We start from the raw sequence: 18,992 nt of genomic DNA, 5'->3' as shown, positions 1-18,992 counted from the left end.
ACGCAGCCGATCGTGCCCATCGACATGCCGAAGCAGTGATAGAGCGGCACCGGGATGCACAGCCGGTCCTCGACGGTCAGCCTGATCGCCGAGGTGACGAAATTGCCGTTGTTGACGATGTTGTTGTGGGTCAGCGTCGCGCCCTTGGGCGCGCCCGTGGTGCCTGAAGTGAACTGGATGTTGATCGCATCGTTCGGCTTCAGCTCCTCGGAAATGCGGTCGAGGCTGTCATGCTCGTCGCGGCCGGCCATGGCCAGCACATCGGCGAAATTGAGCATGCCGGGCGAATGCTCCTCGCCCATGCGGATGACGATTTTTAGCGCCGGCAATTTTTTCGCCCCAAGTTTGCCCGGTATCGCAGTCGCGATCTCCGGCGCCAGCGTCGCGATTATGCCGAGACAGTCCGATGTCTTGAAGCTGGCCGCCGTCACCAGCGCCCAGCGCCTTGCGGCCGACCTTGTTCAGCGCATAGTCGAGTTCGGTCAGCCGGTAGGCCGGGTTGATGTTGACTAGGATCAGGCCGATGCGGGCGGTGGCGAACTGCGTCACCAGCCATTCCCAGCGGTTGGGCGACCAGATGCCGACGCGGTCGCCCTTTTCGAGCCCGAACTTCAGCAGGCCGGCGGCGGAGCAGTCGGCTGCCTCGGCCAATCCGTTCCACGTGAAGCGCTTGTTCTGGCCCAGAAAAACCGCGGCTTCGCGCGGGCCGTATTTCGCCACTCTGTTTTGGCAAACAGGGCTGGAATGGTCTTGTGCAGAAGGGGTTGCGAGCGGTCGCCCGATACGTGACTGAACCCATCAAGCGGCGCAACGAACGTATCGCCTGGTCGGCCGCGCTGATGTTCCTGCTCTTCAAGCCTTTGTGTTCCTGTTGTCATCCTGGCGCTCTTAAGTGCATTTCTACTATTCGGGCCCCGCGCATTATTGGCGCACCAAGCCGTCTATGAGGTGTCGTTTGGGCCTTCATTCGAACGTCTCGACGAACGGAACGCGCCGAAGCTCTTGATTAAGACGGGGTTCGGCATGGCTAACTAGCATCGTAACTTTTGACAGGACTGATGATCCGGAAATTCGCGGCTCCCAAGCTACAACGATCGCCGGTTCCGAGCTTCGTGGTTGCTCGAGGCCTCCCGCAGCCCATATCCAGTTGAACCTGTTGAAAGTTCGGCAGGACGCTCATTCCAATTCACTCAGTTAATAAATCTAATAGCTAAGCATGATTCGTTGGTATATCTCGACCGCTTTTGCCAGCTGATCTATTTCGACGAACTCGCTGTTCGTATGGGCCTGGTCCGCACTTCCCGGGCCAAGAACGATGCAAGGAATTCCGGCCAATGACAGCTGGCTTGCATCCGTGCCCCAGGGCGCCCCTATGTATTTGCCGGTTCCGGCTACATCAGTGCAGGCCTTTGCTGCCACTGCTGCAATTTTGGTTGACTCGGCGCTAGGCGGAGCCGGATCTTCCAGCGCAGGTAGCAAAGAGCGCACCTTGATCTTATTGTCACCCTGACGGAAAGTTTCGAGTATGTTCTCGACTTCCTGTATCGCTTGCGGCGCCTGTTCTCCTGGTGTGAGGCGACGATCGATCCAAATGCGGCATACCGGAGGCACAGTCGTTAGTTCTATGCCTCCTTCGATGAGGCTGACCGTTAGAGCCGGTGGGCCGACCAATGGGTGTGTTCGGGACGCCAGGGTCTTACCAAATTCATCAAGCGCCGAAACAATCTTAGCCATTACCGTAATCGCATTGACCCCAAGATGGGGCCTCGAGGTATGGGCGGGCACGCCCTCAACTTCGACTTGCCAGCGGACCGAACCCTTGTGAGCGACAACCACCTCTAAGTTAGTTGGTTCGCCCACCACTGCCGCATCGTAGGACACGCCTGAACGAGCAATAGAGCGAGCGCCGATTTTGCGGTATTCCTCGTCAATACTAGCCGCAACGACGACTGTGGCTTTGGGTTGCCGCTCCCCAAGGGTGCTAAGGGCGATCAACATAGCTGCGAGTGGACCCTTATCATCGCAACTGCCTCGACCATAGATCCGCCCGGCTCTTTGCTCTCCTGAGAATGGATCTGATTCCCATTGGGCTCTCGCAACGGGCACAGTATCCATATGAGCGATGAAGAGAATCCGCTTGTCAGGATCCTGTCCCGGAACCCAGGTCAAGACGTTTTGGCGGCCGTCTGTTACTTCCTGAAATTCATATGGCAGATTTCGCTGCTTGCAAAAAACCTCGAGCAACTCGGCAACCCTTTGCTCGCCACTCCCTTCTGGGGACAATGATGGATTGATGCTCTCGATTTTTATAAGTTCCTGAAGAAGCGATATTGTTTGTGCGGTTATGGAGGATGACATAAACTCTCCTGTCGTTCTTAATTCCAAGCTACTTCAAACATGCACAGGTCGATAACGAGTCCGAAACAATCTTGTTGTATTAGATAAGCGCGCGTTCGCTCGATAACCATAGCATACAGTCTTGGTAATTTATGCTGCGCAGCCTATTATCATAATTCTGTTCAATAGAGTCTTTAGTCGTTTTTCGAAATGAGCCCCTGCTTTGCAAGATCCATGTAGATGGCGTTTCTTGTGGATGGAAACTCATGTCAAAGGATATCCAAACTATGAAGGTTGCTTTCCTTATCGAGCATTAGGGTTCAAGTCACATCGCGGGTGTACTGATCTGTTGCGAACAACCTCAGCGAAAGATAAACAGGTATTCGCATACCGAGGGCTGCCAAATTAAGTAGCGCGAGCGGCTTTTTGTTTGCGGTGCATGGCGCGATCCGCGGAGAAGATAGATGCCAACCGAAGCGCGAGTGTCCCGCGCCATCGCTGACCTGCTCATTATAAGCATTCGTGGCTGCCGACTTCCAGCTATGATCGATCCTAGCCCGCAGTTTTCCTGCGTAGAAATCGTCTTTCCTGCGAGAACACCGTCCATCAAATTGACCGGAAGCCTCCCAATGCCGTGCGACGCAACAAGCGCCTTACGACAGAAGAATTGGTCGAACTTGCGGTCGTTTGGGCACCGACGTAGTGATTGGCGTGATTGCGGCTGATGATTTGTAATAGTCTCGCCAACAGCCGTCGGTCTTCTGCCCGTGACGTGGTGGATTGTGAGGGGATTAGCCGTGCGTTTTTTGAACGACCCTGGTCTCCTCCGGCTTGAGAAAGAGTCTCCGTGGTGATTGTAATCCTACTTTCCATGAGGTGATGTGGCGCTGCGGGCCTTGGAGAGCGTCGAGGACAGCGTGTCGTTGAGGCACTCGTCCCTGAAGCGCCCGTTGAAGCTCTCGACGAAGGCAATCTGCATGGGCTTACCCGGCGCGATATAGTGCCATCCGACGCCGGTCTGCTGGCACCAGCGCAGGACTGTCATGGAGGTCAGCTCCGTGCGGTTGTCGGAAACGATCGTGGCGGGCCGCCCGCGCCAGCGGGTGCGCCGCAGCTTTTTTGGTTCTTCACGATGCCGTTCCGATCCATCATGACGTGGAGCCCGCGATAGCCGAGGCGCCGGCTCTCCGCCGCCACGGCCTTCATCGCCTCGCGCAACGCCTCATCGTCCGCTGATGTAGCGCACCGTCAAATGATCGATGTGCAGAGCCTGGCACGCCCGACGCTGGCTCACCTTGTCCACCTCACAGGCATGAGCCGCCGCCTCCCGCTGCGCATCGGGCGTCACCATTTTTTGCGGCAACATCCTTCAGGATCGCGTTGTCGAGCATCTGCTCGGCCGGAGCTTCTTCAGCAGGGCGTCTCGTCTTCCAGAGTCTTCAGGCGACGGGCGTCGGACAGGTCCATCCCCCGAACTTGGCCTTGAATTTGTAGAAGGTCGCTGCCGAGATGCCATGCTTGCGGCAACATACATCAAACGTCTTTCCACCGGCCTGCTGCTCCTTCAGCATTCTGATTATCTGCTTCTGTATTCGGTGTCCTCCGGTCAAGGCGTGACGTTCGATGCAGGTTTTTTGCTTCTGTTCGCGGTCGGCACGCAGCCGCCGGCATGATGGTGTCCGTGGGTCCGATCGGTTCAAAGCTCTCTCGGCGTGCTCGGGAACCGGCAACGACAAGATCATGCGAACTCGTCCGGACCGCGCCCTCCATCGAGCGCTCGCTATTCCGTGGCTGGCTCAGCCTAAGCTGCCGACCAACGGAAATCCTGTTCGTCAACCCACATGCGGTGAAGGGTGACTGCCATTCGTCTGGCCAGGTCGACCTTCGCACGTCGGGCACCCTGTCGATTGACAATCTTCATTGCCCAAGCCTTCATTGCTCGACCATCGAGTTGTCGGGCGCAGGATGACGTTGGCCGCTTCGAACAAGGCCGTTCGCGTCTCACTGTCACCCACTTTGGTGATGCGACTGACACTGTCGACTTCTCCAGACTGGTATCTTCGCGGTGTGAGGCCGAGATACTCACCGACCGACCTGTGTCGGCGGAAGCGCTTGGGATCATCGATCGTTGCCCTGTAGGTGAGCGCGGTGACGGGTCCTATACCAGGCATGGTCACGAGGCGACGGCAGATGAGATCCACTCGAACCGCTCTCAGGACGAGCCGGGGCGGATCCGCCAGGTTCTCGCGCAGACACCTGTGCATCTGCAGAAGCGGTTCAAAGATACCCAGCAACAGCCGATCCGCTCCGACGAGCTGTCGAACCCTTGCCTCGAAACGAACGCGCGTGACGGACTCTACTCTAGCCCCAGGGGACGCAACAAGGATGACCTGCTCGTTGGGAGTGACCGCCCTGACGGTAGCCTTGCGCGCGGCGGTGAGCGTGCGCAGCCTCTGACCGGCAGCGGACTTCAGATGAACTGTCTTGAACCAACCTGTGCGGACAATCTGTGCAATCCCCTGCGCGTCATTCCGGTCCGTCTTCACCGTCATCGCGCCCAGAGCCGCTTTGACATGTCGACTCTCGAGACACACCACAGGGAAGCCCTCGTCGACTAAGTATCCGCCGATCCACTCCGATGTCGCACCAGCTTCCAAGCCAACGCGAACGAGATCGTCCCGCCATCCCTGAAGTGCAGCCGTCACGGCTTCCGGGTCACCGAGCACCTTCCCCTGCCACAGTATCTCGCCGGTCTCGGCGATAACGCAAATAGCTAGCGCGTCGAGTGAAGTATCCAGTCCTGCATAAACGCTCATGCCGATCTCCTCTTGCCGGTCGGCTCTGAGCATTCAGACGAACGTCATGATCCGAAAAGGGGCCAGGCGTCAGCGAGCTGAACCGAATACCCCATCTCTTCCGTGAACCGCGAGGGTCGCATCGTCCGTCTCCTTGACCCACGGACCCTACCCAAATCTGGAGGAAGTTCAGTGTCTCAGGTCAGTGGCCATCGTGATTGCAAAAACTCTGCCGCGGCTCGCCGACCGTTTCGAACAACCCGCGTGCCAAACTATTACACGTTGGCACCGTCACTATGTCACAGGGGCTGAAGAGAATTCCAAGGCCGTGCGCCCGACCGCGAGATTAAGTTGAGGCAGTGCTTGGACGCCAACCCACCACGTCTTTTATCCCGGTAAAAGTGTTGCCGTATGAGGTAAGACGCGAGGAAAATCTGCGTCTTGGTCCCTCCAAAGCCGGAGAAGGACATAACTGGCGTGATATCAAACCCGTCGTGAGGCGCAGTGGGTTTCGGATGTTTGGCGATGAATCTGACGATGCAAATCATTGAGTGTAGGGCGATCCCGATGTTCCACCAGGACAGCGCCGCCTTATCCGACGGGGGAAGCGGGCATGTCTGCGCGCGGACCAATCTGATGGACGGCTATGCGTTCAGCAAATGTTGGTCGATCGGAGCTGCCCTGTGAAATCGCCCATCGTGAGACTGATCTCCCAGCGTATCGCGCTGGGCGTTCTCCTGCTGTTGGCCGTGTCGGTCCTGATCTTCGCCGGCACCCAGATCCTGCCCGGCGATGTCGCGCAAGCCATCCTCGGACAGTCGGCGACACCGGAGTCGCTCGCCAATCTGCGCGAGCAGCTCGGTCTCAACCAGCCTGCCTACGTGAGGTATTTCCATTGGCTCGGCGGCGTCGTGACCGGTGATCTCGGCACCGCCATGTCCAGCGGGCAGGATATTGCGACGTCGATCAAGGGGCGGTTGTGGAACACGCTGTTCCTCGCCTTCTGGGCGGCGGTCGTTGCCGTGCCGCTGGCGATCATCCTCGGCCTGATCGCGGTGCGTTACCGCAATGGCTGGGTCGACAAGCTGATCTCCGGACTGGCGCTCGCCTCGACGTCGTTTCCCGAATTCTTCATCGGTTATGTGCTGGTCTATTTCTTCGCCGTGAAATACCAGATATTCCCCGGCATCTCCACCGTCTATGACGGAATGCCTTTCGGTGAGCGCATGCTGGCGATCACGCTGCCGGCGGCGGCGCTGACGCTGGTGGTGCTCGCCCACATGATGCGTATGACGCGCGCGGCGATCCTCAATGTCATGCAGTCGGCTTATGTGGAAACCGCCGAGCTCAAGGGGCTTTCGGCATTTTCCGTCATCCGCAGGCATGCCTTCCCCAATTCGATTGCGCCGATCATCAACGTCGTCATGCTCAACCTCGCCTATCTGATCGTCGGCGTCGTCGTGGTCGAAGTGATCTTCGTCTACCCGGGCATGGGGCAATATCTCGTCGACCACGTCACCAAGCGCGACGTGCCGGTGGTGCAGGCGGTCGGCCTGATCTTCGCCGCCGTTTATATCAGCCTCAACATCATTGCGGACATAGCGGCGATTGTCGCCAATCCGCGTCTCAGACATCCGAAATAGGGGAGCGGGTATGCTCGACATAAAACGCATCCCCATCCCGGCGCTGATCGGCCTGGTGCTGACTGCGCTGTTCGTGCTGGCGGCGATCTTCGCGCCCTGGATCGCGCCGTACGGCAATGGCGAGATCGTCGGCGACGTCTGGGCACCGATGTCGGCGACTCATTGGCTGGGCACCGACAATCTCGGCCGCGACCTTCTTTCGCGTATGATCTACGGCGCCCGCGTCACGCTGTTCATCGCGGTTCTGGCCACCGCGCTGTCCTTCTCACTGGGTGCCATCCTCGGCTTCTCGGCGGCGGTTTTCGGCGGCTGGTTCGACACGCTTATGTCGCGCCTTGTCGATCTCCTGATGTCGATCCCGACGCTGATCATGGGCCTCGTCGTGCTCTCGGTGCTGCCAACCAACCTGGTAACGCTGATCCTGGTCATGGGCATCCTCGACTCGACCCGCGTTTACCGCCTGTCGCGCGCGGTCGCCGTCGACATCAACGTCATGGATTTCGTCGAGGCGGCCAAGCTGCGCGGCGAAGGCAGCACGTGGATCATCTTCCGCGAGATCCTGCCCAATGCGTTGTCGCCGCTGGTTTCGGAACTCGGCCTGCGCTTCATCTATGCCGTGCTGTTCCTGTCGACACTGTCCTTCCTCGGCCTCGGCGTGCAGCCGCCTAGCGCCGACTGGGGCGGCATGGTCAAGGAAAACAAGGACGGCATCGTCTTCGGCATCGCGGCGGCGCTCATCCCCGCCGCGGCGATTGCCATGCTGGCGATTTCGGTCAACCTTGTCGCCGACTGGGTGCTCAACCGCACGACGAGCCTGAAGGGAGGGCGCGGTGATGGCTGACAGCAAAGCGAAATCCGGCCTGCTGCTCGACATCCGCAATCTGCGCATCGAGGCCACGGTCTATCCGCCCGGCGAGGCGCCGAAGAACATCGTGCTGGTCCACGACGTCTCGCTGACACTCGAGAAGGGCAAGGTGCTCGGCCTGATCGGCGAGTCCGGCGCCGGCAAGTCGACCATCGGCCTGGCGTCGATGGGCTATGGCCGCGGCGGCGTGCGCATCACAGGCGGCGAGGTCATCCTCAACGGCCGCGACATCCTCAAGGGCGGCAAGGAGGGCTTTCGCAAGCTGCGCGGCCGCGAGGTCTGCTATGTCGCGCAATCGGCTGCCGCCGCCTTCAACCCGGCGCACCGACTGATGGACCAGGTGGTGGAAGCGACGCTGCTGCATGGCACGGCGACGCGCGCCGAGGCCGAGAAGCGCGCCGTCGCACTGTTCAAGAAGCTCAGCCTGCCGAACCCCGAAACCATCGGCGAACGCTTTCCGCACCAGGTATCGGGTGGCCAGTTGCAGCGCGTGATGACGGCGATGGCGCTGTGCTCCGAGCCCGACCTGATCGTCTTCGACGAGCCGACCACGGCCCTCGACGTGACGACGCAGATCGACGTGCTGGCGGCGATCAAGGACGCCATCCGCGACACCCATGTCGCGGCGCTCTACATCACCCACGACCTCGCCGTCGTCGCCCAGGTCTCGGACGAAATCATGGTGCTGCGCCACGGCAAGATGGTTGAGCATGGCGAGACGCGGCAGATCATCGAAGCGCCGCGGATGGACTACACCAAGGCGCTCGTCTCGGTGCGTTCAATCGCGCACGACGAGAAGAAGCCGTCGAACAGGCCGCTGCTCTTGGTCCAGAATGTCACCGCGGCCTATGGCGGCGGGCATTTCAAAGTTCTGAAGAACGTCTCGGGTGAGGTGCACCCTGGCCAGACGCTTGCCGTCGTCGGCGAGTCCGGTTCCGGCAAGTCCACGCTGGCGCGCGCCATCACCGGTCTGTTGCCGCCCGAACACGGAACCGTCACCTTCGACGGGCGCCCGCTCGCCAATCGGCTGGCGGACCGGCCGAAGGAGGATCTGCGTCAGCTGCAGATGATCTACCAGATGGCCGACGTGGCGATGAACCCGCGCCAGACCGTCGGTACCATCATCGGCCGGCCGCTGGAATTCTACTTCGGCATGCGCGGGCGCGAACGCGACGCCCGTGTCGTCGAGCTGCTCGATCAGATCGAAATGGGCCAGGGTTTAATCGACCGCTACCCGGCCGAGCTTTCCGGCGGCCAGAAACAGCGCGTCTGCATCGCCCGCGCGCTCGCGGCCAAGCCGAAGCTCATTATCTGTGACGAAGTGACCAGCGCGCTCGACCCATTGGTAGCGGATGGCATTCTCAAGTTGTTGCTGCGCTTGCAGAAGATGAAGAATGTGGCATACCTGTTCATCACACACGACCTCGCGACCGTGAAGGCGATCGCCGATTCCATAGTGGTGATGTATCGCGGTGAGGTGGTGCGCTGCGGCTCAAAGACGCAGGTGCTGACCCCGCCCTTCGACCCCTACACCGACCTGCTGCTGTCTTCCGTGCCCAAGATGGAGCTTGGCTGGCTGGAGCATGCGATCAAGAACCGTCGGATGGAAAGCGCGGGGAACTGAATTACAAGGGAACACCGGCTCCCGAGCGACGCGAACTTGGTTCGGGATGCACTGCGGACGGGCCGCACAGGGCGGCGGCGAGGTGGTCCTCGGTGAGGCCGGTCGGGAGGTGGTCGATCCGCACGAACAGGCGTAGCCGGTCGCGATTGGCAGTGACGAAGTCGGAAACGATCTAACTTGCATCGGCATTGGCGGCCATTTCGACAGAATCTAGGATCAGTACGACGGGCCGCTTTTCAGCGACGTCTCTGCTTGCGGTGGAGTCGTCGGGAACGACGAGGATCAGACTGGCCGGTTGCGGATCAGGGCATAACGCGGCTCTTCTCAGTTCGATGAGGTCGAGGTAGCCGAGATCGGTGCGGCGATAATCAGGATCCCCGTCGTGCCGAGAAGGCCTACAGCGCCTTGACGACACCGGCCTTCAGGTTGTCGTCGCACACGGATCGCTCTGGTGACGCCGCCGAAGGAGGCGAACGCTCATACCTGGCCCCCGATCAGTCCGGCAGCCTTTGACTGGAGCTGGCAAAGGCGAAGGTCAGATTGGATGCGCCCAGCACCGCGACAAAGTCTGCGCCGGGTAAATGACGCCGGTCGCCTGATCGATCAACCGCACCGTTGCCCGGCATAGTCCGTCTGCATCACAGCGCCCGTCGCATGCCGGTTGCGGAATGTCGCGCTCGTCCGGTGCTCGAATGCGTTGAAGTGCTCGCAGAACCAGGTGTAGCCGTAGCCGTCGGGATGGGCGGCGCGATACTCCTGCCAAACAGCAGCCGCTCGTCATCGTGGCCGCCGCCGGCACGCCAGACACAACGCCCAGTCGGCGGGCCTTGTGTGCGACAGAGTCGTTGGATCCGCCAATCGCGCTCGCAAGGGTGTCGAGGATGGAGAGCTCCGCTCGCTCAATCGCCTCTTTGGGTATTGATTCGAACCGAGAGTCGAGAACGTGCCTGATGATTCGTGTCGTCAAATCCATCGTCATCCCCTGAGACATGTCGTGTCTGCAGCCGTTAGAACCAGCGCCATTGGAGTTCGTCTATCCGCGAAACGGACACGCCGGTGGTTTGCGGGGTAGAGTCGGTACCACTGCTGGCCTGACGAGTAGCTGTGAGCGTTAGCTCTTCGTTTGACCCGACTGCGGTGGAGTTGTTCCACCATTCTTAGGGCCGCGCGAACTCCTAGGCCCGCATTTGGCTGGGAGAGGCGGCGCGAGGCACGAATACGCGCTCGCGTCGCTCTGTGAAAGAGCTGCACTTGCGATTCGCTCCGCCGCAGCAACGGTGGCGAACGCCCGAATGCAGGAAGTGCCCCACAAGCGCTTCTAGCAGTGGAGCTAGTTCGAGTTAGCTCACAACAATCAGTTTCCGCTCGACATCAGACAACCGTTCACCACCTGATTCGGTGACGACAAAGGTTTCAGAAATCGCCACCCCGAACTCAGGGAGCCTCACGCCAGTTTGGAAATGGAAGCACATGCCGGCTTGGAGAACGGTCTTGTCTTCCGCGCGAATGCTAACTGTCTTCTCAAGCCAAGTCGGCGGATAGCTAATGCCGATGGAATAGCCTGAGCGCCCCTTCTTGCTATAACCGTTACGTTTAAGTAAACTTTGCCATACGGCGTCGACCTCTGCAACGACCACCCCCGGCCTCGCCTTTTCGAGAACGGCATCAACACCGTCTACTACCACGTTCGCCAAGCGCTTAACTTCTTCGGGCGGCTTCCCGATGTAGACAGCGCGGCACGAAGCGGCATGATAATGCCGCCGTGCCCCTGCGAGCTCGAGCTGGACCAATCCGGAAGAAGGCAACGGTCTCTCGGTCCAAGTCAGGTGAGGAGCGTTAGTGTTTTCGCCAAATTGAATTAGCGGGCAAGCACTCGTATAGTCCCCGAATTTTCCGTCAACGCCCATTATATGAGACCTATATACTTCTGCGGCCACTTTGTAGTGCGGGACACCTGGCTTGAGATTTGCAATCACGTCGCGCATTGTTTTGCTGACGATCTGGCCCGCTTCTCTCATGTATACAAGTTCGGCCTCTGATTTAACGACTCGTGCCCAGTTAACCAGTGAGCGAGTGTCAGTGAACTTGGCGTTCGGAAGGCCTTTAACGAGGTGCTGGTGTCCCTTCGCCGTGTAGTAATCCGCGTCGAGTTCTACGCCAATCCGATCAGATCCCCATCCACGTGATTTGATAAGTTCGCAGAGATCATCGAACGGGTGCAGATCGGGATGATCGACCAAGTGATCGGAATACGAAACGATATTCTCGGCAGGCAAACCTGTGGTAACGCGAGCTCCGGTAACATCGACAAGCCGTCCAGTCCAGATAGGCATGTCGGAATGCAGATGTAATAGCACCACTTGTGGGTACTGGAATGACCAAGCATCATACCCAGTCAGCCAATTCATGTTCGCAGGATCTTGACAGATTAGCAGGTCGATTCCTGCTCGGTCCATGCGCTGCTTGACGTCATGCACGCGGCGCTGATACTCAGCAGGAAGAAAAGGTTTTTCAAAGTTCATGAAGCCTCGCAGTTCGGTCTGGTGAAGGTCGTGTTGATGGTTGCACCGAGGGTCGGTTGATCGTTCTTTTAAATGCGCTCACCCGTGCAGCTGGCCCGATATACGGTTCAATGGTTTCCAACGTGAGCGCCGCCATTAGCTTTTCTCCTGAGATCCACACCGTGCATTCAGGTGCGCCGCCAGACACAACGCCCAGTCGGCGGGCCTTGTGTCCGACAGAGTCGTTGGACCCGCCAATCGCGCTCGCATGGGTGTCGAGGATGGAGAGCTCCGCTCGCTCAATCGCCTCTTTGGGTATTGATTCGAACCGAGAGTCGAGAACGTGCTCAATACTTCTTGCCGTCAGGTCCATCGCCAACTTTCATGGGTCGATTCAGTACACAGATCTCTCGAGCCGAGGCCCATCTTTTTTGCCCCATTGCCCTTCTCGATTTGCACGAATGCCGTGCCCATCCTTCCGAACGGATGTTTGAATACCAACCTTCTCGATGCCCTTTCGCCTATGACTTTCGGCGATGCGTCTGCGCGAAACTGTAGCAAGCGCTAGTTGGCCGGAAGAGCCGAAACGTCCCAAGGTGCCGCATAAATTCTGCGTTTTCTAAGAGATGACGCACAATTGCGACTGCGTTGCACCTTGCGGTCACAACTGAAATTCGGGAGGAAACTTCTGCACACGCGGAGTGGCGTGCCATCCAGGTTCTTGCGGAAACGATTCGAAACATGGGCTACGCCAACTCAATCATTAGCACTGAAAAAACTGGTTCGATCGCTAACTACGAACAACTGAGAGAACGGCTCCATAGCGCGAGGATTGAAGACGGTTCGATGATCGTCGAAAGCGCAAGAGCCGTAAAATCGGATCGTGCCCACTGGCGTGGTGTAGCTGACGGCTTGGTCGCCGCGCTCTCCGGCATGGGGCCGGGCTGATCAGCGCGCCACGGCTGGCAGGCTGATGAGAGTATCATCGCTCATTTGGCTGATGGTTTCCAGCGTCATGTATCTGGCGCGATGCACGGCCCATTCGTAGTTCTGTTCGAGCAAGATCGCGCCAACCAGGCGGACGATGGCGTCATCATTTGGGAAGATGCCGATGACCTCGGTGCGCCGCTTGATCTCGCCGTTGAGGCGCTCGATCGGGTTGGTAACCGGTATGATCATGACGGTGCCATCCGATCCCCGCTGGAGATGATCGATTTTCGGCGTATGGTGCGACCATCCGGGACAGGGGCACCGGGAGCACGCCAAGTGCGGGCAGGCCGATCAATTCGATGAGCTGCGAGCTCGCGTTAGTAGCTGGCCGCCCCTGCGACCTGCCCGGTTGCGCCGAGAGCGCGGATCCGTAGGTGTCGCGTCGCCCGCCGGCTCCCGACTGTTTGAGGAGAGGGAGCCGATGAGACGTGTGATTGGAATGGACATCCACCGCACCTTTGCGGAGGTGGTGGTTTGGGAAGATGGCCAACTGCGCCATCACGGACGGGTCGACATGACCCGCTCGGGGCTGGAAGGCTTCGGCCGCAGTTTGCGACGGACGGATGAGGTTGTCGTCGAAGCTACGGCAACGCCATGGCGGTGGTGCGGGTTCTGTCGCCCTATGTCGGCCGGGTGATTGTCGCCAACCCGATGCAGGTGAAGGCGATCGCCCATGCCAGGATCAAGACCGACAAGATCGATGCCGGGGTTCTGGCGCAGCTCCATGCCAGCGGCTTTCTGCCGGAGGTCTGGGTTCCCGATGAGCGGACTGAGCGGCTTCGCCGCCTCGTCGCGCGGCGCAACCAAGTCGTGCGGCATCGCACGCGCGTGAAGAACGAGGTGCATGGCATCCTGCAGGCGCACCTCGTGCCGAAGTGCCCGCATGCCGATCTGTTCAACCGTCGGGGTCGCGCCTGGCTCGAGCGGCAGGTGCTTCCCGACGACGAGCGGGCCGCGATCGCACGGCACATCCGCGAGATCGACCGCCTGGCCGAGGATCTGGCTGACATTGATCGCGACATCGCCCGGGAAGCGGTTGATGATGTGCAAGTCCGGCGGCTTCAGACGATCACCGGCGTCAATGCCATCGTCGCGAGCGGTATCATCGCCGCCGTCGGCGACATCCGGCGGTTCCGCGAGCCGCAGAAGCTGGTGAGCTACTTCGGCCTCAATCCGCGTGTGCGCCAATCCGGTCTTGGCGTCGCTCAGTATGGGCGCATCAGCAAGCATGGCCGTTCCCATGCCCGCGCCATGCTGGTCGAGGCCGCCTGGGCGGCGGCGAAGGCGCCCGGACCGCTCAGGGCCTTCTTCCTGCGCATCCGCAACAAGCGCGGCCATCAGGTCGCAGCCGTGGCGGTCGCCCGCAAGCTCGCGGTGTTGATCTGGCATCTGCTGACAAAAGAGCAGGACTACTTCTGGGCTCGCCCGGCGTTGGTGGCGGCAAAACAGAGGCAGCTCGCTCTCAAGGCTGGCGCGCCGGGCGAGCGCGGTGTCGGTCGCCGCGGTTCGGCTTACGCCTACAACGTGAAGGAGTTGCGAAACAGCGAGAAAGCCGCGGCCGAGAATGCCGAACGTGCCTACGAGCTGATGGTTCGGCATTGGCGGTCACGCGGGCCGAAGCGGCGCACGGACGCCACAAACGAGGAACGACTATAACGGCTGCGTGGCGGCACTCTCATCCTCTCGCACCACTCTTTGCCACGTGGTCGTCCGTGCCGGACAAATATAGCATAGGGAATGTGGCGGCACGACCGACGCCTCGGTCCTCTCCAGACTGGCGCCGTGCTCGACGCCGTCAAGGCGTGGCCTGGAAACCTCGCAGCCGGCCGTGGCGCCATCGCACCGGCCAGCCTTGACTGCGTCTCGACACGCTCGCACGGGAAATCCTGTGGGCCGGGGCGAAGAAACAGCTCACTGAAGCCGAACAAAGAAACGCACAGGGAGTCGAAAAAGCCGAAATCAAGCTTGTCGATGTCATCCGTCGAGTGGAGCTTGGCACGATGTTCCTTGGGGAAGGTCATGTAGGCGAGCACGTCGGGCTCGGCGTCGTCCATGATGGTGGCGAGCTTGGGCACCTTCGGCCGGATCTGGTCGGCGACGGCGCGCCATTGCGTGCTTGCGGCCTCGGCCGTCTCCTGGGCGAAGGCGGTGGCGATGAAAGCCGAGACGACGCGGCGCCCGCTCTTGCCGGCATGGGCCAGCACGTTCCTCATGAAGTGGGTGCGGCAGCGCTGCCATGTCGCGCACAGCACCTTGGTGACGGCCGCCTTGATGCCTTTTCATGGGCATCGGAAACGACGAGCTTGACGCCGCGCAGGCCGCGCCGGGTCAGCTTGCGCAAAAACTCCGTCCAGATCGGCTCGGCCTCAGACGTGCCACCTCCATGCCCAGCACCTCGCGCCGGCCGTCCGCGTTGACGCCGACAGCGATGATGACGGCGACCGAGACGACGCGCCCGCCGCGACGCACCTTCAGGTAGGTGGCGTCGATCCACAGGTATGGCCAGTCGCCCTCGATGGGTCTTTCAAGGAACGCTTTGACCTTGCCGTCGATCTCTTTGCACAGCCGCGAGACCTGGCTTTTGGAGATGCCGCTCATGCCCATGGCCTTGACCAGGTCGTCGACCGAGCGGGTCGAGATACCCTGGACGTAGGCCTCCTGGATGACGGCGATCAGCGCCTTCTCGGCCATGCGCCGCGGCTCCAGGAAGCTCGGGAAGTAAGAGCCCTTCCTGAGCTTGGGGATGCGCAGCTCGACAGTGCCGGCCCGCGTCTCCCAATCTCTGTCGCGATAGCCGTTGCGCTGGACAAGCCGCAGCGGGTTCTTCTCGCCATGGGGCGCGCCGGTGGCGGCGCCCACCTCCAGTTCCATCAGCCGCTCGGCGGCAAAGCCGATCATCTCGCGCAGGATATCGGCGTCGGGGGTCTTCTCTACGAGCGTGCGCAGGTTCATCATGTCGTTGGTCATCGGTGGTTCCTTCGAATCAGGTTGTGTCAGCAACCCAACCCTACCGAAGAACATCGATGACCGCCGCGAAGCCGCTCGCTCGCTTGTATGGGCTAATCTTTGTCAAGGTGATCTTTCAGTCGTTCCGTCTCCTTGTTCAGCTGTGGCGCCCCATTTGTTCCTGCTTTGGCTCCGGGGTTCATTGGGGGCGCCGCGCGCAGTGACGGTCAAGGGTGGGCCTTTGGCCATCGCGAAGCGACTTGCCCTTGATGGTCACGAGCACGGCGGCAGCGTTACATTGAGCCGGCAGGTGCCTGTTCGTAGAGGTCTATAACTTGCAAACCGAGGGGAGCTCGCCATCCGGCGAGCCGTAAACGCGCCGCAAGCTTGTATGCGGTTGATCCTCGCGGATCAAAAACCATGATGCAGCCATACGCATCGGCGGCGAAGCTCCGGGCGGTGGGCCCATTCTACAGCGCGGCGTCGTAAGCCATGTGAGCGGCCGGGATCACCACCACCTCGGATCGTTATCGGCAGACGCTATTGCAGCTGCCAAACTTCAATGCTCGTCCTGTCGAACCCCTCCTCCATGCTTTATACCGGACGCAGGGCTACTCCCGTCGGGATCTCGCCGGTCGTGACAAGTCGCCAGAAGGCAATCAGTAGCTTGCGCGCCAAAGCCACGATCATTGTCTTGCGCGTACCGCCACGGCCATCGGCCGTTCTCGCGCAAAACCAGTGCGCCAGCGCGCTGTCCTTTTGGAATTGGAGGAACCGCCAAGCCAGTAGGATCATGCCGTAGCGGACGCGAGCGTTGCCGGCCCGCGCAAGACCTTTCTCGCGCCTGCGTTGGCCGCTCTCATCCGGCGCCCCGGTAAGTCCGGCATAGCGGGCGACGGCTCTCCGATCACGCAGGCCGCGTGAGAGAATCTCATTCACCAGCATGTCCGCAGTCTCGATACCGACACCGATGATCCGCGCAAGAAGGCGAACCATCGCGAGCGGACCCTTCTCCGTGTCCGGAACCACCGAGAGCTGCCGCAACCGCTCCTGTTCGATCTCGTGGATTTGTTCACGCAACAGGTGAAGCCGTCCGAGATTACGGCGCAACTCGGCTCGGCTTCGTTCCGGTAGGGGCATACCTTCCGCCGTATGCAGAGCCTCCAGTTTCTCGGCAGCTTTGCGCAGATTGGGTTTGAAGGCGCGAATGCCGAAGCGAGCGAGGATTGCCTTGATGCGGTTGACGATCCGTGTACGTTCGCGGACGAGATTGTCTCGTTCACGGTTCGGACGGCGGGCCTCCTCCTCATTGATGGTTGGGATGGCTGCCATGCTGCAGTGGCGCTTCTCGCCCCGCAGCCAGCCAAGAAAGGCGCGCATCAGCAGTTCGGTATCGAGGCGATCGGTCTTGGCACGCCGATGTTCACGGGAAACCGCGACGCTCGATGGATGTATGACATAAGCTTCGACAGCGCGCGCCTGGAGCCAGCGCGCCAACCAAAAGCCGTCGCGTCCAGCCTCATAGGCGACAACGATGCGCCGGACTTCACGCCCGGCTTGGATGGCTTCGCTGCGCCAGCGGCGCAACAGCCTGAACACCGAATCCGGGTCGGCATCGAGCTTCTTGAGAGGGTTACGTTCAAAGCCAGGGACCGTCGCAGCTATGAGCCACTTTGTCTGGCTCATCTCAATCACTGCGACCAACGTGCTGTCCTGATCAAGGGCGGTAAGGGATTTGCTTGCATCAAAGGATGGTGACATGGGGCGCTCCTTAGGTAGCTGCTCAACAGCGTCGAGGGTGCCACACGCTCGCCGCCGCCCATAGCATCTACAGCGCTGTTGAGGGCGCGCTCGCCAGCGGCTTCGCTACCGCCGACCTACACCACGCGGTGGGACACGACCTAAATCGGACCTGGAAATCGAGTATATCGCCAAGCTGCCCAGATCGTGGAGCGGGTATGGAGGCTGGTATCAACCAAATTCATGCGGCGCAAACGAGAATGACATCGCCGCCGAAATTCAGCGGGTTGTGACAAGCATGGGGAGCGGGTACCGGGTACGGCACCGTTCGTTGCTCCGGGCGTTCGTACCAGCTACGCGCAGTGCAACATGGTCCGGTAGGAAAATCTTCGAAGGTAATCCGGTCTTGCTGGAACTATCAGGTACTGTCCGGCGCTATTTGGTCAAAAACTGTGACGGACGGCGGCTATGAGGGATGATTCAGGAGAAGGTTTCTCGATCGGCGTCTGTTTTCCGCCTGATTGGGGTGAGGGCCTTCGTTCAAGCGGGGAGAAGCGCGGACGTTGCTTCCGAAATATGACTTTCTTTCCATAATCCTTCTATCGTGACGGTGTTTGATGTTGCAGATGTGAGCACGAGCGAGACCATCGTCGTGACAGAAGCGGGGTGCAAGATGATCACGAACTTGAAGAGTCAACTCTGCGAACGATGAGTCAAAAGGCTTAGGTTCAGGATAATCCTGTGTTCAGGATCATTTTTATCCACGTCCGAGCATACGACGGGGGGTTGCCGATCGCCGAAGAACCTGTGCGCTACGATCGCCGTGGTGGGTGATGCCATGCCAGTCTTTCAAGAAACCTTGATCCTAGCTTAGCTAGGTGGTGTCGCGCCAGAAACAGAACCGATGACTGCCGTGCGGATCGCGCTTCAAGCTTCCTACAACACCAGCCCCGGAAGCTCTGCGTGTATGCTTGAGGCCGGTGGCGCGCCACGGCTTCACACCGCTGGTGACCGGGATCATCGCTGCTCCAGGACATCGAGAATCCGCGAGCGCCTCGCTTTCGACGTCACTCTCGAGCCGCAGCGCCGGCGGCCAAGCTCGATCGTCACCATACTGGGTTTGCGGCGCCGGCGAAGGTTGGACGCCGGCTTCAACTTTGGGTCGGCGGCGGTGCTGGTAGCGCCGTGGCGATCTCCACAGGGACGAGTTGCGGAATGGACGCCCCTACATCTCGCAGAACTCGTGTCACCAACGGAAGCTGGCTCACATAGACCGGGCGATCTCCGAAACACTGGCCTCGGCCTCAAACGTCGCCGCGACCAGACCGCTCCTTCTCGTCCCCGACCAGCGGCGGCGCCTGTCCCCCGACGTGATCACAATCTGATGTTCCGCCATAGGGCTAGCCCTGGTGCTTGCGTTAAGATTTGTTGCTGTCAGCCTCCTTGAGCAAGGCGGCCGTCACCGTGGGATACTTTTGCGCGTAGGCAGCGTGAAGACGCAGATTTGCTGCGTTGATGTAGGGATAATTCGTACAATGCGACCCGTGGACG

13 protein-coding genes and 5 pseudogenes are annotated in these 18,992 nt (G+C 60.1%); 6 read left to right on the top strand and 12 right to left on the bottom strand.

Annotated features, from left to right (window positions below; genetic code table 11):
• The 5 genes and pseudogenes from AC0L28_RS33365 to AC0L28_RS33345 all read right to left on the bottom strand — a co-directional run.
• Positions 1–329, bottom strand: a 329-nt coding sequence (locus AC0L28_RS33365) for an AMP-binding protein (RefSeq protein ID WP_473482690.1), incomplete at its 3' end; no start/stop codon positions are given.
• Positions 229–720 carry an AMP-binding protein gene (locus AC0L28_RS33360; RefSeq protein ID WP_473482688.1) on the bottom strand — a complete coding sequence of 164 codons (492 nt, stop codon included), beginning with the start codon at positions 718–720 and terminating at the stop codon, positions 229–231. The genes AC0L28_RS33365 and AC0L28_RS33360, both read right to left, overlap by 101 nt.
• Positions 721–1,203: 483 nt before the next feature.
• Positions 1,204–2,358: a M20 family metallopeptidase gene (locus AC0L28_RS33355; RefSeq protein ID WP_473482686.1), complete on the bottom strand. Its 1,155-nt coding sequence runs from the start codon at positions 2,356–2,358 to the stop codon at positions 1,204–1,206.
• A gap of 868 nt (positions 2,359–3,226) precedes the next feature.
• A pseudogene (locus tag AC0L28_RS33350) lies at positions 3,227–3,433 on the bottom strand (integrase core domain-containing protein); the annotation flags it as partial.
• Between the two features lie 343 nt (positions 3,434–3,776).
• Positions 3,777–3,908 carry a transposase gene (locus AC0L28_RS33345; protein ID WP_473482692.1) on the bottom strand — a complete coding sequence of 44 codons (132 nt, stop codon included), beginning with the start codon at positions 3,906–3,908 and terminating at the stop codon, positions 3,777–3,779.
• On the opposite strand from AC0L28_RS33345, the gene AC0L28_RS33340 reads away from it, so the two are divergent.
• On the top strand, positions 3,852–4,010 hold the full coding sequence (locus AC0L28_RS33340) for a hypothetical protein (protein ID WP_473482694.1): 159 nt from the start codon (positions 3,852–3,854) through the stop codon (positions 4,008–4,010). The two genes, AC0L28_RS33345 and AC0L28_RS33340, sit on opposite strands and share 57 nt — an antisense overlap.
• Before the next feature lie 159 nt (positions 4,011–4,169).
• Here the strand turns inward: AC0L28_RS33340 and AC0L28_RS33335 are convergent, their stop codons facing one another.
• Complete coding sequence (locus AC0L28_RS33335) at positions 4,170–5,153, bottom strand: IS110 family RNA-guided transposase (RefSeq protein WP_473482683.1); 984 nt, start codon at positions 5,151–5,153, stop codon at positions 4,170–4,172.
• 662 nt (positions 5,154–5,815) lie between these two features.
• Here AC0L28_RS33335 and AC0L28_RS33330 point away from each other — a divergent pair.
• Genes AC0L28_RS33330 through AC0L28_RS33320 form a run of 3 tightly spaced genes read left to right on the top strand, consistent with a single transcriptional unit; the run spans position 5,816 to position 9,264 of the window.
• The gene (locus AC0L28_RS33330) at positions 5,816–6,775 is read left to right on the top strand and encodes an ABC transporter permease (RefSeq protein WP_473482681.1); all 960 of its coding nucleotides are present in this window, start codon (positions 5,816–5,818) and stop codon (positions 6,773–6,775) included.
• A gap of 10 nt (positions 6,776–6,785) precedes the next feature.
• The gene (locus AC0L28_RS33325; RefSeq protein ID WP_473482679.1) at positions 6,786–7,616 is read left to right on the top strand and encodes an ABC transporter permease; all 831 of its coding nucleotides are present in this window, start codon (positions 6,786–6,788) and stop codon (positions 7,614–7,616) included.
• Positions 7,609–9,264: an ABC transporter ATP-binding protein gene (locus AC0L28_RS33320; protein WP_473482677.1), complete on the top strand. Its 1,656-nt coding sequence runs from the start codon at positions 7,609–7,611 to the stop codon at positions 9,262–9,264. The genes AC0L28_RS33325 and AC0L28_RS33320 overlap by 8 nt, the downstream gene beginning before the upstream one ends.
• Positions 9,265–9,662: 398 nt before the next feature.
• On the opposite strand, the pseudogene AC0L28_RS33315 reads toward AC0L28_RS33320, so the two are convergent.
• The 3 genes and pseudogenes from AC0L28_RS33315 to AC0L28_RS33305 form a co-directional block, all read right to left on the bottom strand.
• Positions 9,663–10,029, bottom strand: a pseudogene (locus AC0L28_RS33315) (IS21 family transposase); the annotation flags it as partial.
• A gap of 575 nt (positions 10,030–10,604) precedes the next feature.
• Positions 10,605–11,786 (bottom strand): M24 family metallopeptidase, encoded by a 1,182-nt coding sequence (locus AC0L28_RS33310; protein WP_473482675.1) that lies wholly within the window; start codon positions 11,784–11,786, stop codon positions 10,605–10,607.
• On the bottom strand, positions 11,776–12,138 hold the full coding sequence (locus AC0L28_RS33305) for an MmgE/PrpD family protein (RefSeq protein ID WP_473482674.1): 363 nt from the start codon (positions 12,136–12,138) through the stop codon (positions 11,776–11,778). Before AC0L28_RS33305 ends, AC0L28_RS33310 begins: the two co-directional genes overlap by 11 nt.
• A 368-nt stretch (positions 12,139–12,506) precedes the next feature.
• Here AC0L28_RS33305 and AC0L28_RS33300 point away from each other — a divergent pair, with 368 nt between their 5' ends.
• Positions 12,507–12,713, top strand: a complete 207-nt coding sequence (locus AC0L28_RS33300; protein ID WP_473482672.1) for a hypothetical protein — start codon at positions 12,507–12,509, stop codon at positions 12,711–12,713.
• Here AC0L28_RS33300 and AC0L28_RS33295 read toward each other — a convergent pair.
• Positions 12,714–12,929, bottom strand: a pseudogene (locus AC0L28_RS33295) (transposase); the annotation flags it as partial.
• Between the two features lie 265 nt (positions 12,930–13,194).
• Between AC0L28_RS33295 and AC0L28_RS33290 the strand changes: the two are divergent.
• Positions 13,195–14,411 (top strand): annotated as a pseudogene (locus AC0L28_RS33290) (IS110 family RNA-guided transposase).
• 302 nt (positions 14,412–14,713) lie between these two features.
• Here the strand turns inward: AC0L28_RS33290 and AC0L28_RS33285 are convergent.
• Both AC0L28_RS33285 and AC0L28_RS33280 read right to left on the bottom strand, forming a co-directional pair.
• Positions 14,714–15,722 (bottom strand): annotated as a pseudogene (locus AC0L28_RS33285) (IS256 family transposase); the annotation flags it as partial.
• A 573-nt stretch (positions 15,723–16,295) separates the two neighbouring features.
• A complete protein-coding gene (locus AC0L28_RS33280) occupies positions 16,296–17,462 on the bottom strand; it encodes an IS110 family RNA-guided transposase (protein ID WP_127257056.1) in 1,167 nt (388 codons plus the stop codon).
• Between the last annotated feature and the right edge of the window lie 1,530 nt (positions 17,463–18,992).

Source organism: Mesorhizobium sp. WSM4847 (genome assembly GCF_055811335.1).
This window is presented reverse-complemented; position numbering and strand designations above follow the sequence as displayed.

Bases quoted from the DNA above. Each gene is read 5' to 3' on its own strand.
- AC0L28_RS33335 (WP_473482683.1), bottom strand. From the start codon at position 5,153: ATGAGCGTTTATGCAGGACTGGATACTTCACTCGACGCGCTAGCTATT.
- AC0L28_RS33320 (WP_473482677.1), top strand. From the start codon at position 7,609: ATGGCTGACAGCAAAGCGAAATCCGGCCTGCTGCTCGACATCCGCAAT.
- AC0L28_RS33310 (WP_473482675.1), bottom strand. From the start codon at position 11,786: ATGAACTTTGAAAAACCTTTTCTTCCTGCTGAGTATCAGCGCCGCGTG.
- AC0L28_RS33305 (WP_473482674.1), bottom strand. From the start codon at position 12,138: ATGGACCTGACGGCAAGAAGTATTGAGCACGTTCTCGACTCTCGGTTC.
- AC0L28_RS33355 (WP_473482686.1), bottom strand. From the start codon at position 2,358: ATGTCATCCTCCATAACCGCACAAACAATATCGCTTCTTCAGGAACTT.
- AC0L28_RS33300 (WP_473482672.1), top strand. From the start codon at position 12,507: ATGGGCTACGCCAACTCAATCATTAGCACTGAAAAAACTGGTTCGATC.
- AC0L28_RS33340 (WP_473482694.1), top strand. From the start codon at position 3,852: ATGCTTGCGGCAACATACATCAAACGTCTTTCCACCGGCCTGCTGCTC.
- AC0L28_RS33325 (WP_473482679.1), top strand. From the start codon at position 6,786: ATGCTCGACATAAAACGCATCCCCATCCCGGCGCTGATCGGCCTGGTG.
- AC0L28_RS33280 (WP_127257056.1), bottom strand. From the start codon at position 17,462: ATGTCACCATCCTTTGATGCAAGCAAATCCCTTACCGCCCTTGATCAG.
- AC0L28_RS33345 (WP_473482692.1), bottom strand. From the start codon at position 3,908: ATGCTGAAGGAGCAGCAGGCCGGTGGAAAGACGTTTGATGTATGTTGC.